This window comes from Pseudomonas sp. GW456-E7, from assembly GCF_059424105.1.
On record NZ_JBWKZB010000014.1, the window covers coordinates 53,685 to 76,571 of the forward strand.

Annotated in this window: 18 protein-coding genes and 1 pseudogene; 10 read left to right on the top strand and 9 right to left on the bottom strand. The window is 60.2% G+C overall.

The window, feature by feature from the left end:
- Positions 1–68 precede the first annotated feature (68 nt).
- Genes AC07YV_RS11715 through AC07YV_RS11725 form a run of 3 tightly spaced genes read left to right on the top strand, consistent with a single transcriptional unit; the run spans position 69 to position 3,114 of the window.
- On the top strand, positions 69–1,487 hold the full coding sequence (locus tag AC07YV_RS11715; RefSeq protein ID WP_102699559.1) for an aminotransferase-like domain-containing protein: 1,419 nt from the start codon (positions 69–71) through the stop codon (positions 1,485–1,487).
- 4 nt (positions 1,488–1,491) lie between these two features.
- The gene (locus AC07YV_RS11720; RefSeq protein ID WP_102699558.1) at positions 1,492–2,736 is read left to right on the top strand and encodes an NAD(P)/FAD-dependent oxidoreductase; all 1,245 of its coding nucleotides are present in this window, start codon (positions 1,492–1,494) and stop codon (positions 2,734–2,736) included.
- 27 nt (positions 2,737–2,763) lie between these two features.
- On the top strand, positions 2,764–3,114 hold the full coding sequence (locus AC07YV_RS11725) for a RidA family protein (protein ID WP_102699557.1): 351 nt from the start codon (positions 2,764–2,766) through the stop codon (positions 3,112–3,114).
- A gap of 12 nt (positions 3,115–3,126) precedes the next feature.
- Here AC07YV_RS11725 and AC07YV_RS11730 read toward each other — a convergent pair whose 3' ends face one another.
- The 5 genes from AC07YV_RS11730 to AC07YV_RS11750 all read right to left on the bottom strand — a co-directional run bounded on the left by AC07YV_RS11730 (position 3,127) and on the right by AC07YV_RS11750 (position 9,536).
- Positions 3,127–3,705, bottom strand: a complete 579-nt coding sequence (locus AC07YV_RS11730) for an eCIS core domain-containing protein (protein ID WP_102699556.1) — start codon at positions 3,703–3,705, stop codon at positions 3,127–3,129.
- 41 nt (positions 3,706–3,746) lie between these two features.
- Positions 3,747–4,223: a GFA family protein gene (locus AC07YV_RS11735; RefSeq protein WP_494990288.1), complete on the bottom strand. Its 477-nt coding sequence runs from the start codon at positions 4,221–4,223 to the stop codon at positions 3,747–3,749.
- Positions 4,201–7,137, bottom strand: a complete 2,937-nt coding sequence (locus tag AC07YV_RS11740; RefSeq protein WP_102699554.1) for a sensor domain-containing phosphodiesterase — start codon at positions 7,135–7,137, stop codon at positions 4,201–4,203. The genes AC07YV_RS11735 and AC07YV_RS11740 overlap by 23 nt, the downstream gene beginning before the upstream one ends.
- 265 nt (positions 7,138–7,402) lie before the next feature.
- Positions 7,403–8,320, bottom strand: a complete 918-nt coding sequence (locus AC07YV_RS11745; protein WP_158248439.1) for a Rieske 2Fe-2S domain-containing protein — start codon at positions 8,318–8,320, stop codon at positions 7,403–7,405.
- A gap of 88 nt (positions 8,321–8,408) precedes the next feature.
- Entirely contained in the window at positions 8,409–9,536 is a 1,128-nt protein-coding gene (locus tag AC07YV_RS11750; protein ID WP_158248438.1) for a Rieske 2Fe-2S domain-containing protein, read from the bottom strand.
- A gap of 336 nt (positions 9,537–9,872) precedes the next feature.
- Here AC07YV_RS11750 and AC07YV_RS11755 point away from each other — a divergent pair, with 336 nt between their 5' ends.
- Positions 9,873–10,772 carry a LysR family transcriptional regulator gene (locus AC07YV_RS11755; protein WP_102699551.1) on the top strand — a complete coding sequence of 300 codons (900 nt, stop codon included), beginning with the start codon at positions 9,873–9,875 and terminating at the stop codon, positions 10,770–10,772.
- 23 nt (positions 10,773–10,795) lie between these two features.
- On the opposite strand, the gene AC07YV_RS11760 is transcribed toward AC07YV_RS11755, so the two are convergent.
- Positions 10,796–11,041 carry a hypothetical protein gene (locus AC07YV_RS11760; protein WP_095966214.1) on the bottom strand — a complete coding sequence of 82 codons (246 nt, stop codon included), beginning with the start codon at positions 11,039–11,041 and terminating at the stop codon, positions 10,796–10,798.
- A gap of 345 nt (positions 11,042–11,386) precedes the next feature.
- On the opposite strand from AC07YV_RS11760, the gene AC07YV_RS11765 reads away from it, so the two are divergent.
- On the top strand, positions 11,387–12,709 hold the full coding sequence (locus tag AC07YV_RS11765; RefSeq protein ID WP_102699550.1) for a DUF1329 domain-containing protein: 1,323 nt from the start codon (positions 11,387–11,389) through the stop codon (positions 12,707–12,709).
- A 53-nt stretch (positions 12,710–12,762) separates the two neighbouring features.
- Here AC07YV_RS11765 and AC07YV_RS11770 read toward each other — a convergent pair whose 3' ends face one another.
- Positions 12,763–12,924, bottom strand: a complete 162-nt coding sequence (locus AC07YV_RS11770; RefSeq protein ID WP_007974875.1) for a DUF2986 domain-containing protein — start codon at positions 12,922–12,924, stop codon at positions 12,763–12,765.
- Positions 12,925–13,281: 357 nt separating this feature from the next.
- Between AC07YV_RS11770 and AC07YV_RS11775 the strand changes: the two genes are divergently transcribed.
- Entirely contained in the window at positions 13,282–16,602 is a 3,321-nt protein-coding gene (locus AC07YV_RS11775) for an Ig-like domain-containing protein (RefSeq protein WP_494990289.1), read from the top strand.
- A 73-nt stretch (positions 16,603–16,675) separates the two neighbouring features.
- Here the strand turns inward: AC07YV_RS11775 and AC07YV_RS11780 are convergent, their stop codons facing one another.
- Positions 16,676–17,242: a nucleotidyltransferase family protein gene (locus AC07YV_RS11780; RefSeq protein WP_494990290.1), complete on the bottom strand. Its 567-nt coding sequence runs from the start codon at positions 17,240–17,242 to the stop codon at positions 16,676–16,678.
- Between the two features lie 218 nt (positions 17,243–17,460).
- On the opposite strand from AC07YV_RS11780, the gene AC07YV_RS11785 reads away from it, so the two are divergent.
- The 4 genes and pseudogenes from AC07YV_RS11785 (at position 17,461) to AC07YV_RS11800 (ending at position 21,771) form a co-directional block, all read left to right on the top strand.
- Entirely contained in the window at positions 17,461–18,798 is a 1,338-nt protein-coding gene (locus AC07YV_RS11785) for an MFS transporter (RefSeq protein WP_102699548.1), read from the top strand.
- Between the two features lie 611 nt (positions 18,799–19,409).
- A complete protein-coding gene (locus AC07YV_RS11790; protein ID WP_102699547.1) occupies positions 19,410–19,946 on the top strand; it encodes a P-loop NTPase family protein in 537 nt (178 codons plus the stop codon).
- A gap of 259 nt (positions 19,947–20,205) precedes the next feature.
- Positions 20,206–20,484 (top strand): annotated as a pseudogene (locus AC07YV_RS11795) (PAS domain-containing protein); the annotation flags it as partial.
- 255 nt (positions 20,485–20,739) lie between these two features.
- Positions 20,740–21,771 carry a methyl-accepting chemotaxis protein gene (locus AC07YV_RS11800; RefSeq protein WP_494990294.1) on the top strand — a complete coding sequence of 344 codons (1,032 nt, stop codon included), beginning with the start codon at positions 20,740–20,742 and terminating at the stop codon, positions 21,769–21,771.
- 195 nt (positions 21,772–21,966) lie between these two features.
- Here AC07YV_RS11800 and AC07YV_RS11805 read toward each other — a convergent pair whose 3' ends face one another.
- Complete coding sequence (locus AC07YV_RS11805) at positions 21,967–22,872, bottom strand: amino acid ABC transporter substrate-binding protein (protein ID WP_102699545.1); 906 nt, start codon at positions 22,870–22,872, stop codon at positions 21,967–21,969.
- Between the last annotated feature and the right edge of the window lie 15 nt (positions 22,873–22,887).

Here is a 22,887-nt window from a genome sequence, read left to right on the forward strand (position 1 = left end):
TCGGATAAAAAGCAATACAAATTCGCTTATTGTCTGGCTCAGAGCATGACAAGCAGGGATAAAGCACCATGAGTCAATTCGAACAACTGCTGGACGAACTCAAAGCCAGCGCGGCGTTGCAACGCGACAAGGCAGAAACCCTTTATGCCCAGCTGGCCGAATCGCTGGCCGAAGCGATCGGCAACGGCAAGCTCAAACCGGGCGAACGCCTGCCACCCCATCGCGATTTCGCCAGCGCACTGGGGGTGAACATCACCACGGTCACCAAAGCCATGGCCGTGCTGCAGCAAAAAGGCCTGGTGGAAAGCCGCCCGGGACGCGGAACGCAAGTTGCACAGCCGCGGCATCCGGCGGCGCAGTTTCAGTCGGCCCCCAGCAATGACCCGGGCACCGTCGACCTGAGCGTCAATCGCCCCGCCACCCATGGCTTCAATCGGGTGTTGGCGCAGCTGTTGCCGCGCCTTGCCAGCGATCCGCGTTTTGCCGACATGAAGGACTATCACCCGTCCGAAGGTCCGCTGTGGGCCCGTGAAGCGGCGGCGCAATGGCTGCGCCACACCGGCGTCGAGGCCCAGGCCTCGCAGATGCTGATTTGCGAAGGCGCCCAGCACGGGATCGCCAGCACCTTGCGCAGCCTGACCAACAGCGGCGATACCGTGCTGGCCGACAGCGTGACGTATCAAGGCATCAATGCCTTGTGCCGTTCGCTGGGGCTGATTCTGGTGGGGGTCGACGCCGATGAACGCGGCATGTCCCCCGAAGCCCTGCGCCTGGCCTGTGTCGAACATCAGCCACGCCTGTTGTTTCTGGTGCCGTCGATCCATAACCCGACCGCCATCACCCTCGATGCCGAGCGCCGCAAAGAACTGGCGACAGTCATTCGGGAAACCAGCCTGCTGGTCATCGAAGACGATGTCTATCGTCCCCTGCTGGACAAGTCGCCGGCGCCTTTCGCCGCGCTGCTGCCGGAACGCACGATCTATATCTCGGCCCTGTCCAAATGCATCGCGCCGGGGCTGCGCATGGGGTTTGTCATGGCGCCGCAACCCCTGGTGCAGGACATCGCCGCCATGCAGCGCATCGACTGCTGGAGTACGTCACCCCTGACGGCGCTGATCGCCGCCCGGTTGATCGAGGACGGTCATGCCGAGCAATTGGTGGCGGAACAGCGCGAAGAACTGCGCATTCGCCAGGCGCTGCTGGCCACGCACCTTGAAGGCCTGGAGTTCCAGCACAGCGCCACCGGCACCCACGCCTGGCTGGTACTGCCGGAGCCCTGGACCGGCTCGCGTTTCGCCCGCCTGTGTCAGGACCGCGGTGTGGTGCTGCTGGCTGGCGGCGCCTTCACCTTGCGTCCGGAACTCTCGCCGCAAGCGGTACGCATCAATATCTCCGCGGCCCTGTCACGGGAACAGTTGATCAAAGCCCTGACCATCATCAGCCAGTTGGCACGTCAGGGTCACCTCCACATGCACAACCGGATCTGAGGACATGACACAGCCCGTTCATTGCGAAATTGCCGTTATCGGTGCCGGCGTTGTCGGCGTTGCCACCGCACTCTGGCTGCGCCGCCAGGGTTACCAGGTCGTGTTGCTGGAGCGCGATGCGATTGCCGGCGGCGCGTCCTATGGCAATGCCGGCACCCTGGCACCCTACGGCGTGATGCCGATTGCCCAGCCGTCGCTGCTGAAGGCAATTCCGTCACTGCTGTTTTCCAGGGAGTCGCCCTTCGTCATCAACTGGGCACGCCTGCCAAGGTTGATGCCCTGGCTGCTGCGGTTTCTCAATGAATGTCGCGCTTCGCGCTGCGAGGCCAACACCCAGGCCCTGAGCAGGATTCTCCAGCACACCTACAGCGGCTATGCGCCGCTGCTGGCCGACGCTCCGCTGGCCGACCGGCATTTGCGTCACAACGGTTGCATCTATGCCTACGGCACCGAGCAAGGTCTGGCCGGTGCGCGACCGGCGATCGAACTGCGCCGCGCCCTGGGCATTGCCCAGCAAGTGCTGAACGCGGCGGATGTCGAACAACTGGAGCCTGCGCTGGCAGGCAAGGCGGTCGGCGGCATTCTGTTTCCCGAGTCGTCGCACATGGATGACCCGCGCGCCTTCATCGAAGCGCTGGCCGCGCCACTGGTCGCCGAAGGCGCAGTGCATCAGGCGACGATCACCACCGTGCAGCGCAAGAGTGACGGCCTGTACCTGGGCAGCGCCGAAGGGAAAAGCTGGCGCGCCGATCGCGTCGTGCTGTGTGGCGGCGCCTGGTCCGCGGCACTGGCGCGTCAGGTGGGAGATCACATTCCACTGGACACCGAACGCGGCTACCACATCGAATTCGATCTGCAGGACACCCTGCTCAACCGCCCCTGCTGCCCGGTGGAAAGTGCGTTCTACATGACGCCCATGGCGGGACGCCTGAGGGTCGCGGGCACGGTGGAACTTGGCTCGATCAATGACCCGGCCAATCCGCAGCGCTTCGACTACCTGGAGCGCCACGTACGCCGGGTCATGGGCCTGACCCAGCCGGTCGCGCGCAAGTGGCTCGGGTTCCGCCCTTCCCTGCCTGACTCGTTGCCGGTCATTGGACCGTCACCCAACGAACCGCGATTGATCTATGCCTTCGGTCATCAGCATCTGGGCCTGACCCTGGCCGGCGCGACGGGCCAGTTGGTGGCTGACTGTATCGCCGGCAAGGCGCCCCAATGGCTGGACAGCTTTTCCGTGCAACGCTTCTGAGCAATGCCTTCCAAAGGAGTGCAATTGATGCAAACAATCGAACGCAAGCAGACCAACCAGCGCATGAGCCAGATCGTCATCCACGGCAATACGGTGTACCTGGCCGGGCAAGTGGGGGAAGCGCGTCACGACATCACCGGTCAGACTCGCGATGCCCTTGCACGGGTGGATGACTTGCTGGCACAGGCCGGTTCGTCACGGGAGCAGATGTTGCAAGTGACCATCTGGCTCGCTGACATGGCGGATTTCGCCGCCATGAATGCCGTTTGGGATGCGTGGGTACCGGCGGGCCATGCCCCCGCCCGCGCCTGTGGCGAGGCGAAACTGGCAGACCCGGCGCTGCGGGTAGAAATCATCGTCTGCGCCAACCGGGGCTGAGTCGGGACGGCTTCATTCAACCCCTTTGCGCACTGCCCGCCTGACCTCGGCCTGTATGGCATAGGCCGGAGCCTCCACGGCATTGAAGTCATGGGTATAGCGCTGGGCAAATTCCTGCACACCCCATTCCTGATATTGCTGCACATGTTTGAGTTCGTGAGCCCAGAGCGCGACGTCCTGTTCTGCGGCTTGGGGGTCGCGGAAGAGGATGATGTCGATCAGCGTCACGGCACCGACATCGGGGTTCTGCAGCATGGCAGTGGCGGCACTGAACTGGCCGTTGTCGCTGATTTTGTAGCGCGCGGCATCGAGGACGCCGGAATCGTACCAGGGCAGCAGTTGCTCACGGATGTGCGCAGGGATGGGTTGGGTGCCGGCGATGGCCGCTTCATCGCGGGCCTGGGTCAGCCACAGCGCCAGGGCGGGCGTCGCGATCTGGTAAACGTCTTCGGGCACCACGTCCGGCAGGCAGATGCAGCCGTCCAGGCACACCTGTCTCTCGCCAGCCGGGCAGTCGCTGGTCTGGGCCGGCACTTCAAGTGCCAGGCAAAGCACAAACAGCGCCACCAGGGGCTTGATGATGGGCGGCATTCGGCACTCCGGGCAGCGGACAGTGGTGAACCGTTTCCGGGTCAGGTATTGACCTGGAGTTCATGCAGAAGAAAACCCAATGATTCCGGGGCTGCGCAATGACTTCTTTCAGAGCGTTGTTCATCCCATGGCATCGCGTCATCGGTACAGAAATCGCCAATGCATTCCATGCTCAGCTCGGCGTCGAGCAGTCCGAGCGGAATCCAGAAATAAGGTGTTTCGCGAAGAACATTCGGCACGGTCGAGCCACATCGCGAGCAAAAGTCATTTCTGTACCCGCTGGATTTGCGCCAACCGGTGATCGCCTCTTGCCCTTCTTCCCATCGAAAGTCGCGAGCATTGACCAGTGTGGCGAGATTATGGCCGACCCCGGTTTGCTTGCGGCACAGCGTGCAATGGCAGCGATAGAAAAATCGTGGTTCTACCGCCAGGGAAAAGCGTACCGCCCCGCAAAGACATTGCCCTGATGCCATGAGTCCCTCCCTTGAAAAATGTTCATCCGTATTGGTTTGCGCCATGATATCCGCTTGATCCCTGGCGGCCGAGCAGTTCACTCGCCAACAGCGCTTTCAATGCCATCGGCCTGGCAAAGTGATAACCCTGGGCCTGCCCTGCCCCCATTTCACGCAGCAGCTTCAGTGTCGCCTCATCCTCGACGCCTTCGGCCACCACACTCAGGTCGAGCGACTCGGCCATCCGCACAATCGCCCGGACAATCGCGCGACTGCGGGAACTGCTGGTCAGTTCGAGGATGAACGACTTGTCGATTTTCAAACCGCTGAAACGGTACTGATGCACATAGCTCAGGGAAGAAAACCCTGCGCCGAAGTCATCGAGCACCACCGACATGCCGTTGTCGGCCAGTTTCTGCATGGTCTGTCGGGCAATCGCCGGCTCGGCGACCAGCGCCCCTTCGGTCAGTTCCAGGCAGATCCGCGACGGCGATACCTGGTGCTGCGCCAGCAGTTCCAGTACCTCACTGGCGAAGTCGGGACGCGTCATGCTGTAGCTGGAACAGTTGACGTGCACCGCAGGCCAATTGGCGTGCTCGGGCTGCGCGAGGATCGCGGCAATGCTGGTCAGCATGTACAGGTCCAGTCGACCGATCAGGCGCAAGCCTTCGACATCCGGCAGGAACTCGCCCGGCGCGATCACCCGGCCGCCCGGCTGATGCCAACGGATCAGCGCTTCCAGGGCCAGCAGCTCGCCGGTTTCGACGCTGACGATCGGCTGGAAATACGGCAGCAGTTCGTCAGTACGCTTGAGCGCGTTGCGCAAGGCCCCTTCCCGCTCGACCTGGTCCGAGACTTCACGGCGCACTTCCTGGTTGAACACCGCGTAGCTGTCGCGCCCGGCACTCTTGACCCGGTACATCGCTGCATCGGCATCGCGCAGCAAGTCGGCGGGCTCGTGATGGAACTGACTGTCGGCGCTGACGATACCGATGCTGCAAGACGAAAAAACCTCGTAGCCGTTGATGAAAAAAGGCAGGTCGAATGCCACCAGGATCCGTTCGGCAATTTCGATCATCACGTCCAGCGGGGCCTCGGGCGCCAGTACCGAAAACTCATCGCCCCCCAGGCGTGCCAGCATGTCGGTCTCGCGCAGACAACCGCGCAAACGCTGGGCCGCCTGCATCAACAGCAGGTCGCCAAAGTGGTGGCCGAGGCTGTCGTTGACCATCTTGAAGCGGTCCAGATCGATGAACATCACCGCCAGGTGCCCGCCTTCGCGGCCGAACCGCGACCAGGCCAGGTTGAGGCGCTGTTGCAGGTAGGTGCGATTCGGCAGCCCGGTCAGCGCATCGTGGGCGTTTTCGTGCTGCAACTTGGCGTTGGCGTGATCGAGTTCGCGGGTGCGGCTCTGCACCCGGGCTTCCAGCTGGAGGTTGGCGGCATGGATCGCTTCAGCGGCCGTGCGTCGCGACAGCGCCGTGTCGATGTGCCGCGATACGAACGTCAGCAGTTCCTGGTCACGCTGGGTATAGCGCACCTGTGAGGTATAGCTTTGCACCGCCAGCACGCCACGCACCGCGTCGTCTTCGAACAAGGGAATGCCCAGCCAGGAGTAAGAGCGTACAGACTCATGGGCAAGTTCGATTTCACCCTGCGCGGACAAGCGTTCGGCCTCGGCGACGTCAATCAGGCAAGGTCGGCGCTGACGGATCACATATTCGGTCAGGCCCCTGCGCCCTCGCCGTGCCGGCGGGCAGGTCGTCTGCCGCTCATCCACGTAATAGGGAAAGGTCACTTCGCCGGTGGCGTCGTCGAACAGTGCAATATAGAAGTTCTGCGCGAACAGCAGATCACCGACGATGCCATGCAGGGTCTTGAACAACTCGGCCATGTCACCGGGCTGGCTGGACAGTTCGGCAATCTGGAACAGCGCGCTCTGCAGATGTTCGGCGCGTTCCCGTTCTGCCACTTCCTGGCGCAATGCATCGTTGAGTGCGGACAGTTCCAGGGTGCGACGCATCACCGTTTCTTCCAGGTCCTCCCGGTGCAGGATCCGGTCCAGCGCCATGGCCACGTGACGGGCGACCACCAGAAACAACGCGCGGTCTTCAGCGCTATAGACACGCGAAACGTCGTAGACCTGCATCGCCAGCATGCCAAACACGTCGTCCGAGGCATTTTTCAACGGTGCGCCCATCCAGAACTCGGGACGATCACCCACGCAGTGGAAACGGTTTTGTGCCTGGGCCGCGAGAATGCCGGCGGCGTCGATCAGCAATGGCTGGCCAGTGGTCAACACCTGCCCGGTCAACGACAGGCGCGAAGGGTCAAGGTATTCATAGTTTTCCGATTCCAGGGCATCGACGTCGATGATGTCGACGTAATACGGGTAATCGATCTTGCCAGTGTGCGGGTTATACAGCGCGAGATAGAAGTTCTCGGCGTCGATCAGGCTGGCCAGCAGCCGGTGAACCCCCACCAGGAACACTGAACGGTCACGGGTCGAACTGGCCAGATAGGTAATTTCATACAGCACACGCTGGGTGATCTGCGCACGGGCCAGGGTATTGGTCTGTAGCTCGATGCCCAGGCGCCGGGCAAAGTCCGCAAACGCGGGTTCAGCAGCTTCATTGATGGGTGCGAGCAGCCAACCCAGCTCACTTTCGCCTCTGCCGGTCGGCCAACGATGCAGGTTCGACGTCAGGCAAAAAGCTTCAAACGCCTCATTGGCAATGCTCGAAGGCCATTGCGCCCGCGGGTCGCCTTGCCCGACCCAATGCATTTGTTCGCCGGCGCGGTAGAACACCCAGCCAGTGCTGTGGGCCCAGTTGCGCGCTGAGTCCAGCACCTGTTCGATCGAGTCGTCGTTGCCAGCGTAAGCCATGCCGACAGTATCCGGATTCACGGTTGGTTGGAGTGCGGCCACTTCGCAATGGCTCGAATGCCGCCGGGAGTCGGTCAATGTACGAAAACTCATCAGGGCTCCCTTAGCCAAAAACCGCCGACACTCACTGACTGATTGCTAGCAATATGCCATCTATCATCTTATTTATAGCTTATAGCGTTTTTTTCAATGATTTGTTCACTTTAGTGCCAGGTATGAGACGGGCTGCAAATTATTCGCTGCGTATTGCCCGGGCCAGCGTCTCTACGGTGATGCGTTCCATCAACCGGCCCAGACAAAGAAACGCCACTCTAGCGAGTGGCGTTTCTGTAGTGCTGTCTATGGAGGGGACCATTGATCAGGCAATGTTGGCCTGAGGTGGCGCATCAACAAAAAACTGTCGATACCACTTTCTCAGTTCGAACAGCTGACCGTCCGCCTGGCACAACAGCGGCGACTCGCGATACACCTTGTTCTCCCAGATTTCGACATCCTCGTAGAACGCCTTATGGGCAAACCCGGCGTACTCCTCGGCAATGGCGTCAATATCCGCAATCGAACGATCATGACGCAGCTTCAATCCGTAGCAAAGGTCCAGACTCTCGTGATCGACCGGCGTATGGAAGTTGACCTGGCGGCTTTCGTGGGTACCCTGCATTTCAACGTGCATGACGCCGGGTCCGAAGTAGGTGGCCACCGTCTCCAGTTGACTGCCCAGTGTGGGGTGCTGGCCAATCAAGGAAATCTGCCGTGCGATGTGCCTGTCGTATTCAACGGTGATCTTGTCGATGGGCGACTGGTGAACGATGGCGAAGTGCGGGGTATCCACCAGGTTTTCGATGATCTCCTTACCCTGGGTCTTGATCCTCCAGCGCTTGAAGTACCAACGCGTCCAGCCCTCCTCCCCGCTCATTTCGGCTGACCGCGGAACCTCCCATTCGGGCTCGCCACCTTCAGGGTCGAACCAGAGATGAATCATCTGGTTGAGTTCGCGTACGGGGTGCCATTTCAGGGCGCCTTCCTTCGCCTTGGGTGGAATACGCTCCGAGTACGGGATGGCGGTGCACTTTCCCTCCTGATCGAACTGCCATCCGTGGAAGGGGCAGCGAATGGTATTTCCTACGCAACTGCCGCCGCCAAGGTGGGCGCCGAGGTGCGGGCAATGCGCATCGAGTATCGCCACTTCCTGGTTTTCACCCCGAAAAGCCACGTAATCCCGATTGAAGTACTTGAACGATTTTATTTCCCCTGCGGCCAGCTCACTTGAAAAGAGCACACCAAACCATCCCTTGGGGAATCGTTCAGAAAAAAAGTCTTTTTTCACGGTTGTATCTCCAGGCTTTTATTGTTTTTTGCGCGCCACCCTATGCCTCGGAACCAGACAACAACCCCTCCCTTTGGCTGACTGCCTGGCCGTCGAGCCCGACACCATGAACATCCAGAAGCCATTGCGCCGTATCCTCTCTTTCGCGAGAAACAAATACTCTTTTCTCGATGGACTTAAGGGGCACTTGCTCACGGTCCAGATAAAACTGGTCATACCATTCGCGCAACTGATATACCGGCCCGTCCCCGCCACAGAGAATTGGATTGTCCACGCGCTTTTTGTTATCCCAGATACGCAGATCCTGAAAGAAAGTTTCCTGCCCGTTGGCAATGTATTCAGCGATGAGCTTTTGATTCTCGGAAAAAGACAAGCACTCCAGCGCCCGCACTTTCATCCCGAAGTGCATCATGAAGCGATCATGATTAATCGGAACGTTACCAATCATCATGATGCATTCGAGCTTATAGCCCCACATTTCGGCTTCCATGTCCGCTATTACATAGGACGGCCCATAATAATAGGCAATACTGCGTAGCGAATCGCCCGTACCAATCAACTGATTTCCGCCTGTCAGCATCTGGCAGTATGTATGTCCTTGCGAAACATTAAGGTAACTACTGACGGGTGAGCCGTGGACCGGTTCAAAGTGATACACGTCGGCAAGGTTATCGATCAGTTCCCGGCAGTTGGTATTCGCCGGCTTGCTGATAACGGCCCAATCCGACCAGCCATCTTCAGTACAACATCTGTGAGCCGGTATTTTCTGTTCAGCAATCGGTCCCTGACCTTCGTGATCGTGCCAGATAAACAGAAGTTCGTTTTCGACCATGCTTTCCCACTGCCGGATCCGTGCTTTAGGCGGGATTTTTTCGCAGTAAGGAATCTTTTCGCAGTAACCGCCATCGCCCCACTGCCATGAGTGAAAGGGGCATTCCAGGGTATTTCCCTTGACGGTTCCGTTTGCCAGGTTCGCTCCCATATGCGGGCAGTAAGCGTCGAAAACCCGAATCTGTCCGTCCTCACCCCGGAACGCCACCAGTTCTGTGCCAAAGGCCTCAAGAGAAGTTATTTCGCCCCGCTTGATATTTCTTTCAAGTCCAAAGCAATGCCAGCCACGTGCATAGCGATCAGGCAACTTCGAGATTATCCGTGCAAAATCAACCATCTTCCTTCCTCTATGAAGTTCACTTCCAGGGCCAACTGCCATACAGATGAATGTGAAGAAAACTAGTAGTGCAAGAACGCTGTGTAAAGGTTCAAATTTGCACGCAACAGTGCATTCTCGCACGCTGCAATCAAGTTGCTTTAATGCAGGCGTACACCGCAGGCGCCATGAGGCTACTTTGAGTTCCGGGGTTTACCGGATGGTTGATCGCTGCACCCATACGTGCTTTTATGCACAGCCTCGCCCCCGTCAACCAGATACTGATCAAGCGCAAGTAAAACCCGTGTTTGAGGGGAAAGATCGGAAGCACTATTAGAACAAAAAGGAACATCGAGAATGCTGGACTGGGACGATCTACGTTATTTCCTCGCGGCCGTTGAAGCGGGCTCTTATTTGGGCGGTGCAAAAGCGTTGGGGGTTAATCGAACAACTGTAGGCCGTCGTGTCGAAGCACTGGAAAAACGCATCGGCAGTCCACTCTTCAAACAATCGGCGTCCGGATATCATCCAACTGAAGTAGGCGTCAAAGTCTTGAAGTGTGCTAAGCAACTCGAAAAGCATGTCGCGCAGTTGTCAACCACACTCGTCAAGCAACAAGGCGCACTGGAGGGGCATGTTCGCGTTGCCGTCGCAGCGGAACTGGGCAGCGACCTGCTCCCCGACATCATGCGTTTTCAACAGACCCATGCCGAAGTGACCGTTGAGGTCTCAAGCGTACGTGACCCGGGAATCGCTCTGACCCAACGCAAAGCCGACATCGCCCTGGGCGTTTTGAGGGCAAGGCCTGAGTATTTGACAGGGCTTTGCCTGGGTAGATTGTCACTCGCGGTTTATGGCGCCGCGAGCCCCCCTCGTCCCCGTGTGGACCCGGAGCGCTCTACCTGGGTTGGGTGGTCTGAAGACATGAACGGCTGCATGCTGGCAAGCTGGATGACCCGTCATCTCAAGGAAGACGCCCGGACCGGTAGCTGGGTAGACTCCTGGGCCGCGCTCAAGGCGGCCACTCAAGCGGGTCAAAATGTTGCGCTGATGTGGCAAGCCTTTGCCGAGTCCGACCCCGGGCTTGTTCAGCTTCCGGGGTTCATGACGGGGACAGGGCAAGGATCGGATCTCTGGCTTCTTTCACTCGAAGCGATTCCGCTGGATGCCTGCAAGAAAGAAATGTTCGATTTTCTGTTCTCCAGCCTCAGGCACAAGCTGCGCGGTGGGCCAGGTTTCACAGCAGCTCCCCACTAGCCCCTGCATTTCAATGCGACCTGTCAGTCGTCATTGTCATCGCGATCACGGTAGCGACGGTGATCGCGATCATAGTCGCTTCGATCATAGCCACGACGATCATAGTCACGGTCATAACCTCGATCATCGTTCCCTCTCCAGTCGTCACCACGTCGATGATCATGATCGTGATATCGCCCGTACCGTTCTCCGTCATCCCAATGCGGGCCGCAGCCTCCCAACAACACGGCGCTGGAAATGGCCAAGATCAAGATTGCTGCGCGATTCATGAAAACGTCCTGAATGTCGGGATTATGCAAGGGTCATGGCTGCTCGAGACTTTCATCCGGAGCCATGGCTATGACCACTCGGTAACTCAATGATTCCGTTGGGAAATACAAACAAGTGACGGTCACTCCCAGCGATCACGCCATCGAATGCCCGCCGGGACCAGCCGGGCCTGTCATCAATAGGCCTGTCATGAATAGCCAAGGGGCTGTCGTCGAATGAAAAGCGCCCCTGACACGAGGGTTATCTAATGGCAGTACTGAAAAGGTCTCTGGCGACGAGTCGACGTAAGCGACATTGCGCCTGAGTCACGAGTTGCCTGGAACACCAGGCAGGAGAACAACAATATGAAATTCGTGAAAACTCTTCTGGCTGCCGTCCCCCTCATGGCGCTGGCCATCGATGCCCACGCCTATGTATCGAGCCAGGAAGCCGCCCGACTGGGCAGCAGCCTGACGTGGGTGGGCGCCGAAAAGGCCGGTAATGCCGATGGCTCCATTCCGCCCTACAACGGTGGCCTGACCACTGCCCCGCCCGGCTTCAAGACCGGCGACAGCATGCGCCCGGACCCCTTTGCGGGCGAAAAACCGCTGCTGGTGATCAATGGCAAGAACGTCGATTCGTACAAAGGCATGCTCACCGCCACCACCGTGGCATTGGCCAAGCGCTACCCCGGCTTTCGCATCGACGTGTACCCGACCCACCGCACGGCATCGCTGCCCCAGGCGGTACTGGACAACAGCCGCAGGAATGCCACCAATGCCAAGTCCCTCAACGGCGGGATCGCCATCGACAATGTGCTGCCCGGGGTGCCGTTCCCGATCCCGCAATCGGGCGCCGAGGCGATGTGGAACTTCCTGCTGCGCTACCAGGGCGTCAACATCCACTCCAAGTACGACTCTTGGACGGTCGACACAGCTGGCGTACCGAGCCTGGCAGTCACCGGCGAGGCATTCGTCTCCTTCCCGATCTACGAGAACATGTCCAAGCCGTTCAACAGCTCGGACATTTATTATCAGTTGAAACTGTCCTATACCGGGCCTGCGCGCCGAGCCGGCGAGTCGATCATGCTCAAGAACGCCACCAATCCAACGGAGTTTCCTGGCCGCGCCTGGCAATACATGCCGGCCCAGCGCCGGGTCAAACAGATTTCGATCCTGGCCTACGACACACCCAACCCCGGTACAGCCCGTGCGCTCGAGCTGTATGACTGGACGCTGGTCGGCAAGCAGGAAATGATCGTGCCCTACAACACCTACAAGCTCACCTACGCTCGCAACGCCAAATCCCTGACCACCCCCGATTTCATTGCCCCGGATTTCGTTCGCTGGGAAAAGCACCGGGTCTACGTCGTGGAGGGCAACCTCAAGCCAGGTGCAAAGCACATCTACCAGAAGCGCCGCTTTTACCTGGATGAAGACACCTGGGCCGCGGTGGCCTCCGACCAGTACGACACCCGTGGCCAGCTGTATCGTGGTTCCTTCGCATTCTTCAGCCAGAGCTATGACCAGCAAGTCCCGGATGCCACGCCCTTCATGACGTACGACCTGTCGAAAGGCACCTATAACATCAATGGCGTGGTGGGCCCTCATGGCGGCATCCGCTACATCGAGCCGCTATCGACGGCGCAGTGGGTGCCGGAGTCCATGGCGGGCGCCGGTATTCGCTGAGTTCGTGGTGGCAGAGCCCCCTGATTGGCAAAAGGGGGCGTGAGCTGCGCGGATCAGCTCTCGCTGGCAACAACCGGGTCTTGAGCCGCTTCGGCAGCCAGCTTCAATCGGTCAGCCTTGCTGATGTACTTATCCTTGCTTTTCGGTGCCAGTTTGGCACTCGCCTTTTTGGCGTTAGCCTTTAACAACTGATTTATTTTCTTGCGACGATTCATGCTGTTCTGCTCAACCGGTATTTCTTGAATGATATCAGCTTAAACATTCAGGCCGGGCTGCCATATCCCCCATAACTGGGGTCCTTCACCCACCCTTCCGGGTAATCACCACCATATTGGAGGAATATCCCCCGCTTCTGCTGCCGATCACCCAGTCAACAACCCATTCATTTACCTGGATTTTTTCTTTGCCCGGGTGATGGCTCATTAGTTGCACTCCCCCACTTGTGCCCACAACAGCGGTCGTCCCGGACATGGAGACGACGGGACATCAGCCGAGGGGTAAACAAAATGAAAAGCGCGACACCACCATGCAATACCTTCGACCGGCTGCGCAGATCAAGCCTGCCTTGTGCGATGCTCCTTTCCCTGGCCACGGCAGACGCCGCGCCACTGGATGATTTCGGCCCGCCACCACCGACGGACCCCTCGGCGTTTACCAATCCGCCGGCCGATCCCCAGGCCGCGCTGGATGCCATAGAGGCCATGCCACCCACCAACACGGGCGCCTTCGCCCTGCCCAATGGCGTGTATGGTACCCGCACCACGCCGACGACCGACAACGTGCTGCCGCCAGCGCTGCAGACATCATTCAAGATCCCCACCAACGGCAAGCCCAGCCCGTTGTTCGGGGCGCAGCCGTACACTCAGCAACTGCTGTTGTTCGAAGAATTCGGCACGGAAAAACTCGACCCCACACTGCCAGCACCGCCCCTGACCTTCCCGCCTCCGACCGTCGGCCCGGCGCCCGTGCAGGACCCGAACAGCATCGCCCGCAGCGGCCCCTCGGCCGCGGCGCTCGAAGCCTTCATGCGCCAGCCCGGGCTGTACCCGTTTCCGTCGCAGTATTCCAACGTGCTGGACCGTAACCCGTGGAAAGCGCAGGTAGAAGCCTTCCTCAACCGCCATCCGGTCGGCTCGCCGGCCGAGGGGCGTCCGCCAGGAAAAGGCTGGTCGCATCAGCGCTGGAACGAGTTCTACCCACAGGTCGCCTTCAAGACCGCCCAAGCAGGCGCCAAGCTCAACGGCGGCATGCGCGACCGTCGCCAGCTGCACAACTACGCCGTCGGTGAGTTCGGGCCGGGCGGGCTCTACAACCAGACCTCGGACAACCCGATCATTGCGGGCACCACCAAAGGCATCGATACCCGTTTCCACCCCAACATGCCGATCCAGAACCACAAGGCGCTCTGGACCTTCGACGGCACCTTCCCGCCAAAACTGCTGATGGTGCGCTACGGCCAGCCGGTGCTGATGCGCCACTACAACGCCCTGCCGATCGACCCGGCGGCCAACATGGGTTTTGGCTTGCACACCCTCAGCACCCACGAACACAACGGCCACTCCCCGGCCGAAAGCGACGGCTATGCCAATGCGTTTTTCTTTCCGGGGCAGTACTACGACTATCGCTGGCCGATTCAGTTGGCCGGCTATGACAGCATCAATACCACTGCGCAGGATTCGCGCGCAGCGTTCCCCTGCGCCCCGGGTGAAACCCTGTACGTCAACGATGCCACGCCGGGCCTGAAGACCTGCAACAACGGCACCATCAAGATCCGTGGCGACTGGCGCGAAACCATGAGCACCCACTGGTTCCACGACCACATGCTCGATTTCACCGCGCAAAACGTCTACAAGGGCAGCGCGTCGATGATGAACTACTACAGCGCCATGGACCGCGGCAACGAAGCGCTGCAGGACGGTGTCAACCTGCGCCTGCCCAGCGGTTCGGCATTGCCCTGGGGCAACCGTGACTACGACGTCAACCTGATGGTGGCCGACAAGGCCTGGGATGCCAATGGCCAGTTGTGGTTCAACCCGTTCAACACCGATGGCTTCCTCGGCGATCAGATCCTGGTCAACTGGCAGTACCAGCCGCGCCTGAACGTGCGTGCGCGCAGCTATCGTTTCCGCATCCTCAATGGCTCGGTGTCGCGCTTCTTCAGGATCGCGCTGGTGCGTGAAGTCGCCGGCACCGGGGGTGAATTCCCCGGCCCGGCAGGTTCGGGCCTGTCCTATACCCGCGTGCCCTTCCACATGATCGCCAACGACGGCAACCTGATGGAACACGCCGTGCCGTTCGACGGCAGCATGGACCTGGACGCCGACGGCGATGTGCAGGACCACAACGCGATACTGCCCACCCAGGGCATTGCCGAGCGTTTCGACATCATCGTCAACTTCTCGAAGTACGGGATCAAGACCGGCGACAAGCTGTACTTCGTCAACCTGATGGAGCACCACGACGGCAAGGGTCCGGAGAATATTGCGCTGAGCCTGGCCGATGTGCTGTCCGGCAAGTACAAAGCGGTGCTCAAGCTGGGCAGCAAGGGGTTGGAATGGGACTTGGGTGACCCGGCGGTGGGCAAGTTCATGCAGATGGTGGTCCAGCCATATTCCGGCCAGGACGTGAGCATGAACCCCGCCGACTACGAACCCGCCAAGCCGGGCAAGCCGGTGGGTAAAAGCATGATCCCACTGACCCTTAACCGCGATGATCCGGTGGTGCAGGCCAAGCTCAAGGCTGCGCGCCATCGCGAGTTCATCTTCGGTCGCTCCGACGGCACCGACGAAGAACCCTGGACGATCAAGACCGATGGTGGTTTCGGCTACCAAATGGATCCTCGGATCGTCAGCGCCGCTCCGCAACTGGCCACCGGTCCGACCCCTGCCGGGTTCTCCGGCGATGGCACCCTGGAAGTGTGGAAAATCAGGAACGGCGGCAACGGCTGGAGCCACCCGGTGCACGTGCATTTCGAAGAGGGCATCGTCCTCAACCGCGACGGCAAGGCGCCGCCAGAATGGGAAAAATGGGCGCGCAAAGACGTCTATCTCATCGGTCAAGGCATCGACAGTTCGGTGGACGTTGACATTGCGATCCGCTTCCGCGAGTTCGCCGGGACCTACCTGGAGCACTGCCACAACACCCAGCACGAGGACACGTCCATGCTGATGCGTTGGGATGTCGAGCACCCCGGCCAGTTCCAGTTGATGCCAACGCCCCTGCCCGGCTGGGACGGCGTCACCTACGTCAATTCCGCCGCGCTGCCGACTTTCCGCACTGGCGATGAACGTGTCGAAGACCTCGCCAACCAGAAACCTGTCGCCAACCCCGACAGCGCCATCAGCAACACCGGCCAACCGGTGACCATTAACGTGCTGGCCAACGACACCGACCCTGACGGTAACGTGCCGCTTAAAGTGGTGGGCCTGGCACAACCGGACTCTGGCATGGGCTCGGTCAGCACCGATGGCCTGCGCGTGATCTACACGCCACCGGCCACGATCGCCGCGCCGTTCACCGCGAACTTTACCTATCAGGCCGCCGATGCCAAGGGGGCGGAATCGGCACCGGCGACGGTATCCGTAGCGGTCTCGGCAGGGGTCGTCGAGAACCTGATCGTCACCAGCGCCACCGTCACCGCCCGCAGCAGCGGCCGCTGGTATTGGGTGCTGTCGGGCACCACCTCGCGTGGCGCGGGCAATACCATCACGGCGACTGCCACGACCACAACCGGCACGGTGAACCTTGGCACCGCCACCTTGACCACTACGCCTACAGGCGCACGCTGGAATATAGCGGTGACAACCGTCGGCAGCGGCCCGTCGGCTGCCCCGACGGCGACCATCAAGTCGGCCTTCGGCAAAACCGTGACGGTGCCGGTCGTGAAGAACTGAGTTTCAACCTGGCTTTAGCGACGAGGGCCTCAAAGGACCTGAGGCCCGAATCGATCAGTTCGGTTGGTCCCGTTCAACTGTGTGGCGCGATGATCCTGAGCCATGGCCAGCGAGCCTGATAACTTCTGGCCTTCTGATCGAACAAGTCCGGCCTGGGATTGCATGGATTGATTCGAAGCAATCCGTGCTCTGTGTCGGCCAGGCCGTTGGGGGCATAGACCTCGCCGGTGGCGACATCCCAACCGATGCAGGTACCGGCAACCAGGTAGCGGTCGATCCCGTCTCGGGCCGACTGAAGCCTGGGATAATCCCCGCCGAACCGCTGGCTGTACCACAGGTGAACGCGAGCCTGATTCTTCACCTCAATGTTCACGTCGAGGTCGTTGAACAGCTGCCGGGCTGACTGGATGACCTCATTCTCTGCCTCCCAGGACAGATCGTCATCGAAGTAAAAGACGTCGTAATCCTTAACGCCCCATTCTGGCGGTCGCTGCGACTGATGATTCCAGACGGCCTGGAACAGGCAACCGGCCGTGAGCATGCATTGGTTCAAGCCAAGCTCGGGCAAGCGTGTGTAAATTTCTGCGTTGACCGGGTTGGTCATTGCGATCCTGACCAGGCTTTCGGCCGTCAATGTCATCTTCATCCCTTCCCTATCGATCTGATCCTGGCGACCGACAATACCCCCGGCGCTTTACAAGTTCACGAAAAACACGGCCCGTTCCCTTATCCGGCCAATCAGATGCCATTCAGCGTTATCTCGTCGGTACTGACTACGTGGATGACACTTTTGAAGTGAGCCGCCGCCGTGCCTGCCCCGATAATCGATAGCTTACTGACGAACTGTCGAGGTCAAGCATGACGAGCGCAAATACGGAACAAGTCAGCCCGGGAACACTGAGAAGAGTGATTGTCGCCGCCGGCATCGGCAATTTCGTCGAGTGGTTCGACTTCGCCGTCTATGGCTTTCTGGCCACCACCATCGCCCAGCAATTTTTCCCCAGCGGCGATGCCAGTGCCGCGCTGCTCAAGACCTTCGCCGTGTTCGCCGTGGCCTTCGCGTTTCGGCCCCTTGGCGGGATTTTCTTCGGCATGCTGGGGGACCGGATCGGCCGCAAGCGAACCCTGGCGATGACCATTCTGCTGATGGCAGGTGCGACGACCCTGATCGGTCTGCTGCCCACTTATGCGGCGATCGGGGTCACCGCGCCGATTCTGCTGTCGCTGATCCGCTGCGCCCAGGGCTTTTCCGCCGGGGGCGAATACGCAGGTGCCTGTGCCTACCTGATGGAGCATGCACCGAGTGACAAACGCGCCTGGTACGGCAGCTTCATCCCGGTGTCGACATTTTCTGCCTTCGCCGCGGCCGCCGTGGTGGCCTACGCGCTCGAGGCGTCATTGTCGGCCGAAGCCATGGGCAGTTGGGGCTGGCGCTTGCCGTTCCTGATCGCTGCGCCGCTGGGCCTGGTAGGGCTTTACTTGCGCTGGAAGCTCGACGAGACGCCGGCATTCCAGGCGGTGACCCAGGAACATGCGGTCGCCCACTCGCCGCTCAAGGACACCTTGCGCAACCATGGGGCGGCGATTTGTTGCCTGGGGGCCTTCGTGTCACTGACTGCACTGTCGTTTTATATGTTCACCACCTATTTCGCGACTTACCTGCAGGTCGCCGGTGGCTTGAGTCGCGCCACCGCGTTGCTGGTGTCACTGATTGCATTGCTGTTCGCCGCGGCGATCTGCCCGCTGGCCGGACTGTATTCGGACCGGGTCGGGCGTCGCATGACGGTGATGACGGCCTGCGCGCTGTTGATCGTTGTCGTGTATCCCTCATTCTTGATGGCCAGCTCCGGCTCGTTCGCAGCGTCCGTCGTCGGCGTCATGCTCCTGGCGATCGGCGCGGTGTTGTGTGGCGTGGTGACGGCGGCCTTGCTCTCGGAAACCTTCCCGACCCGCACTCGATACACCGCCTCGGCCATCACCTACAACATGGCGTACACCCTGTTCGGCGGCACCGCGCCGCTGGTGGCGACGTGGCTGATCAGCACCACCGGCAGCAACCTGTCGCCGGCGTTCTACCTGATCGCGATCGCATTGCTCGCGCTGGCGGGGGGACTGGCATTGCCGGAGACCTCGAGGACTTCCCTGCATGACGTGGCGGCGCAGGAGAAAGCCGAAGGCCTGGGTGCATCCGCCTGACACACGAAACGGGCCGGCAGGCGTCAAGTCAGCGAGGTTTCCCTCAGAGGCCTTTGACTGGCAAGCAAAACCCTGCACAATTGCCGGCTGTTTTTGGTGCTTTCACTGGTTTGGAGGCCGCTTCGATTTCGACTCAGACGCGGCCTCTTGTAGGAGCTGGCGCAGCCTGCGATGGTCGTTAACGATAACGCGGGTGACCTGGTTAAACGCGGCTCCTGTAGGAGCTGGCCTGCCAGCGATGGTCGTTAACGATAACGCGTGTGAACTGGATAAACGCGGCGCACTGGAGTCCATCGCCAGCAGGCTGGCTCCTACAGTTTCCCAGTGTGGGCATGGTCCTTTGTGGGAGCTGGCTTGCCTGCGATGGTCGTAAACGATAACGCGGGTGATCTGGATGAACGCGGCGCGCTTGAGTCCATCGCCAGCAGGCTGGCTCCTACAGTTTCCCAGTGTGGGCATGGTCCTTGTGGGAGCTGGCTTGCCTGCGATGGTCGTAAACGATAACGCGGGTGATCTGGATGAACGCGGCGCGCTTGAGTGCATCGCCAGCAGGCTGGCTCCTACAGTTTCCCGGGAATGCGTAAAGAACTTTTTTCGACAGGACGTCACTCGTGCAACGGATTGTTATTCTGGGCAATGCCGGCAGCGGCAAATCCACCCTCGCCCGCGCCCTCGGCAAGCATCTGGGGCTGCCCGTGGTGCACCTCGATACCTTGTTCTGGGAGCCCGGCTGGATCGAACCCGACGCTGAGCAGTTCCGCGCGCGGGTCAGCGCAGCGATTGCATCGGATAGCTGGATTTGTGAAGGCAACTATGCCCGGCGCACCTTTGACCTGCGCCTGCCCCGGGCCGACCTGATCATCTGGCTCGATACGCCGCGCCTCACCTGCTTCGCCCGGGTGATCCTGCGCAGCCTCATGAACCGTCCTCGCCCTGACCTTGCAGCCGGCTGCGCAGAGAAGCTCGACCGGGCGTTCCTGACGTTCCTTGAGTTCGTGTGGAATTTCGATCGAGGCTACCGCCCGGGTATCGAAGCAGTGCACCTGGCCATGGGCCCGCGGATTCCCGTGGTGCATTTGCGCAATGGCCGGCAGATTGCCGCCTTTCTCCATGGCTTGCCCGCCATGCCTGGAACCTGCCTCGAATAGAGGGGCGACGACATCCGTCACCCGAGGTTATGCCTCGCGCCCCGAAACTCACTCGATTCGACGTCACCCATGATTCCACAGCGACATCGTGGACCTGTCATGAAATGAAAAGAAATTGTCGTCGAATGAATCTCCGTCAGCCTCCCCCCTCCATAAATTCCTCTTCGGACCCGCGCGCGTTGAATCTCGCGATCTGACGGCGGGTCCGTTCTGGTTTACAGGCTCAACATCATAATAATAATCCGAGGGGCCGCATTGTATGCGCGTGAATTTACCCGTAACCGAACATGAAAGAGTATTTCCCGCCGAACAACGATTGATCTCCACGACCGATCTCGATAGCCGGATCACCTACTGCAATGAGGCCTTTGTTGCCATCAGCGGTTTCACCTACGACGAATTGGTGGGCCAGCCCCATAACCTGGTTCGACACCCCGACATGCCTCCCGGGGTATTCATTCACATGTGGCACACCATCAAGCAAGGCAAGCCCTGGATGGGCATTGTGAAAAACCGCGCGAAGAATGGTGATTTCTATTGGGTCAGTGCCTACGTCACGCCCATCCATGAAAACGGACGCCTGAGTGGCTACGAGTCGGTTCGTTCGCTGCCCAGCCGCGACCAGGTTCGTCGGGCAGCAGCACTCTATGCACGGATGCGGGCCGGCAAGCCCATCGTTTCGCTGAGCACGCGGATTTCCCGGCCGCTGCAACACGGGTGGCCGTTGTTGATCGCTGGCGCAGTTTCATTGCTCGCCGAGCAGTGGCTGCCCAATTCGGCAGCTCAGGGGCTGATGGTGGCGAGCCTGTGTATGGCCTGGTACCTGATCGAGTCCCGGCATCGCAGAGACATCGAACGCACCCTGGCCGAGCATCCAAAAGCCTTTTCCGATCCATTGGTCGCGCTCACCTACAGCGACAACCATGGTCCCCAGGGGCGCCTGGACATGGCCATGGTCAGTGAGGAAGCGCGCTTGCAGACCGCCCTGAGCCGACTCGTCGATGCCGGGGTCAATGTCAAGGCCAAGGCCGCGCAGTCATCCGAACTCTCCGGTTCTCAGGCGCAGTCGCTGGATCGTCAACGCAGTGAAACCGATCAGTCTGCCGCCGCCATCTCACAGATGGCCGCCACCATCCAGGAAGTCACCCAGAACGTCATCAGCACCGCGCATGCCGCGTCCCAGGCGGACCAGTTGACGCGTGAGGGCAGTGAGCTGGCCCGGCAAAGCCTGAGCGCCATGGAAACCATGCATGAGGCGGTCAACGAGATCGGCAAGGCGGTCAACGCATTGGCCAGTGAAACGCAATCGATCGGCAGTGTCGTGGATGTCATCACGTCCATTGCCGAACAGACCAACCTGCTCGCGCTCAATGCGGCGATCGAGGCGGCCCGGGCCGGTGAGCAAGGTCGCGGCTTTGCCGTGGTGGCCGACGAGGTGCGCTCCCTGGCACAACGCACCCGCACCTCCACCGAGCAGATCCACGGCATCATTGCCTCTCTGTACGACGGTGCCGATCGCGCAGTGTCTACGGCCAGCCGTGGTGAGCAGATGTCCCGCGAAAGCATGCAGCGTGTCGAGGCAGTGCAGTCGGCGCTGGTCGGCATCAGTCAGGCCGTCACCCGGATTACCGGAATGAGCCAGCAGATGGCCTCGGCGTCTGAAGAGCAAAGCCACGTGGCCGAAGACATCAATCAGCAGATCACGCGTATTGCCCAGCTCTGTGATCACAGCGCCGGGCAGGCCAAACAAGGTGCCGCGATCAGCCAGGATCTTGAAGTCATGGCCGAATACCTGCACAGCCTGGCCGAGCGTTTTAACCGTTAGTAGCGACAGGGCGATTCCTGCTTCGCCAGGGTCCTCGCCAATTGATGCGGCTCCGAACCAATGGCATCCCTGTGGCGAGGGAGCTTGCTCCCGTTGGACTGCGCAGCAGTCCCTCTTTTTTCGGGGCGCTGCGCAGTCCAGCGGGACGGTGCGGCGATCCGACAAGCTCCCTCGCCACAGGTTTGCAAGATGCCGCTACGGCAACGCATACACCCTGAACAGTCTCTTCACGGTAAGGTTGCTCCCGCCCAGATACTGGTCGTAGGCCTTTTCAACAAAGCCCGAGTAATAGGCTTCACTCAGGGCCGTATCGACCAGTAGGCGGAAGTCTTCGTCATTGCGATCGACCATCATCGCCACCGGCGAGTACTCGAAAATACGGTCCAGGATCATCAGGTTCTGCGCCGCACCGCCCTTGGCGATTTCGTTTCGCAGCAGCATGCGTTCGGAGAAGAAGGCATCGGCCTTGCCCTCGGCGACCAGCTTGACGCCCTCGTCATTGTTGGCCACGGTCACCAGCGAGGCGATCACGTTGAGCAGGCGCATCCGTTCGCGAATCCAGTCTTCGGTCACCCCGCCCTCGAGGGTCGCGTAGGTCTGGTTGGCCAGGCCATTGTTGATGCTGGCACGCCAGGTCGGACCGCTATTGGCGACCTTGCCATTGAGCACATTGAGCAAGGGTTCGGCCGCATCGTTGCGCACCACGACCGAGAGGCCGGCGGTGTAGACCGGGATGGAATAGCTGATCATCTTGCGCCGTTCCAGAGTGGGCGCAGTCGGCGTGCAGAGGATATCCACCTTGCCCTGGCTCACTGCACTGACCTGGTCCGCAACCGTGACCGGCAGGTAGTGCACTTGCAGGTCGGGCAGGCCCAGTTCGCTCTTGAGCTTGTCGGCGACTTTCAGGCACAGGTCGATGGCATAACCGCTGGCCTTGTCGCCTTCCTGCTTGCTGAAGGGCGCCAGGTCCGGCAAGTAACCCAGGTTAAAGGTGTGGCTGCTGCGCACGCGTTCAAGGGTGTTGGCGCCGGCCATCAGTGGCAGCGTCAAGAGTGCGAAGGCAAGCAGCAGTCTGGTGGTTGTGGCAAATGGTACGTTCATGTCCGGTTTCCCCGT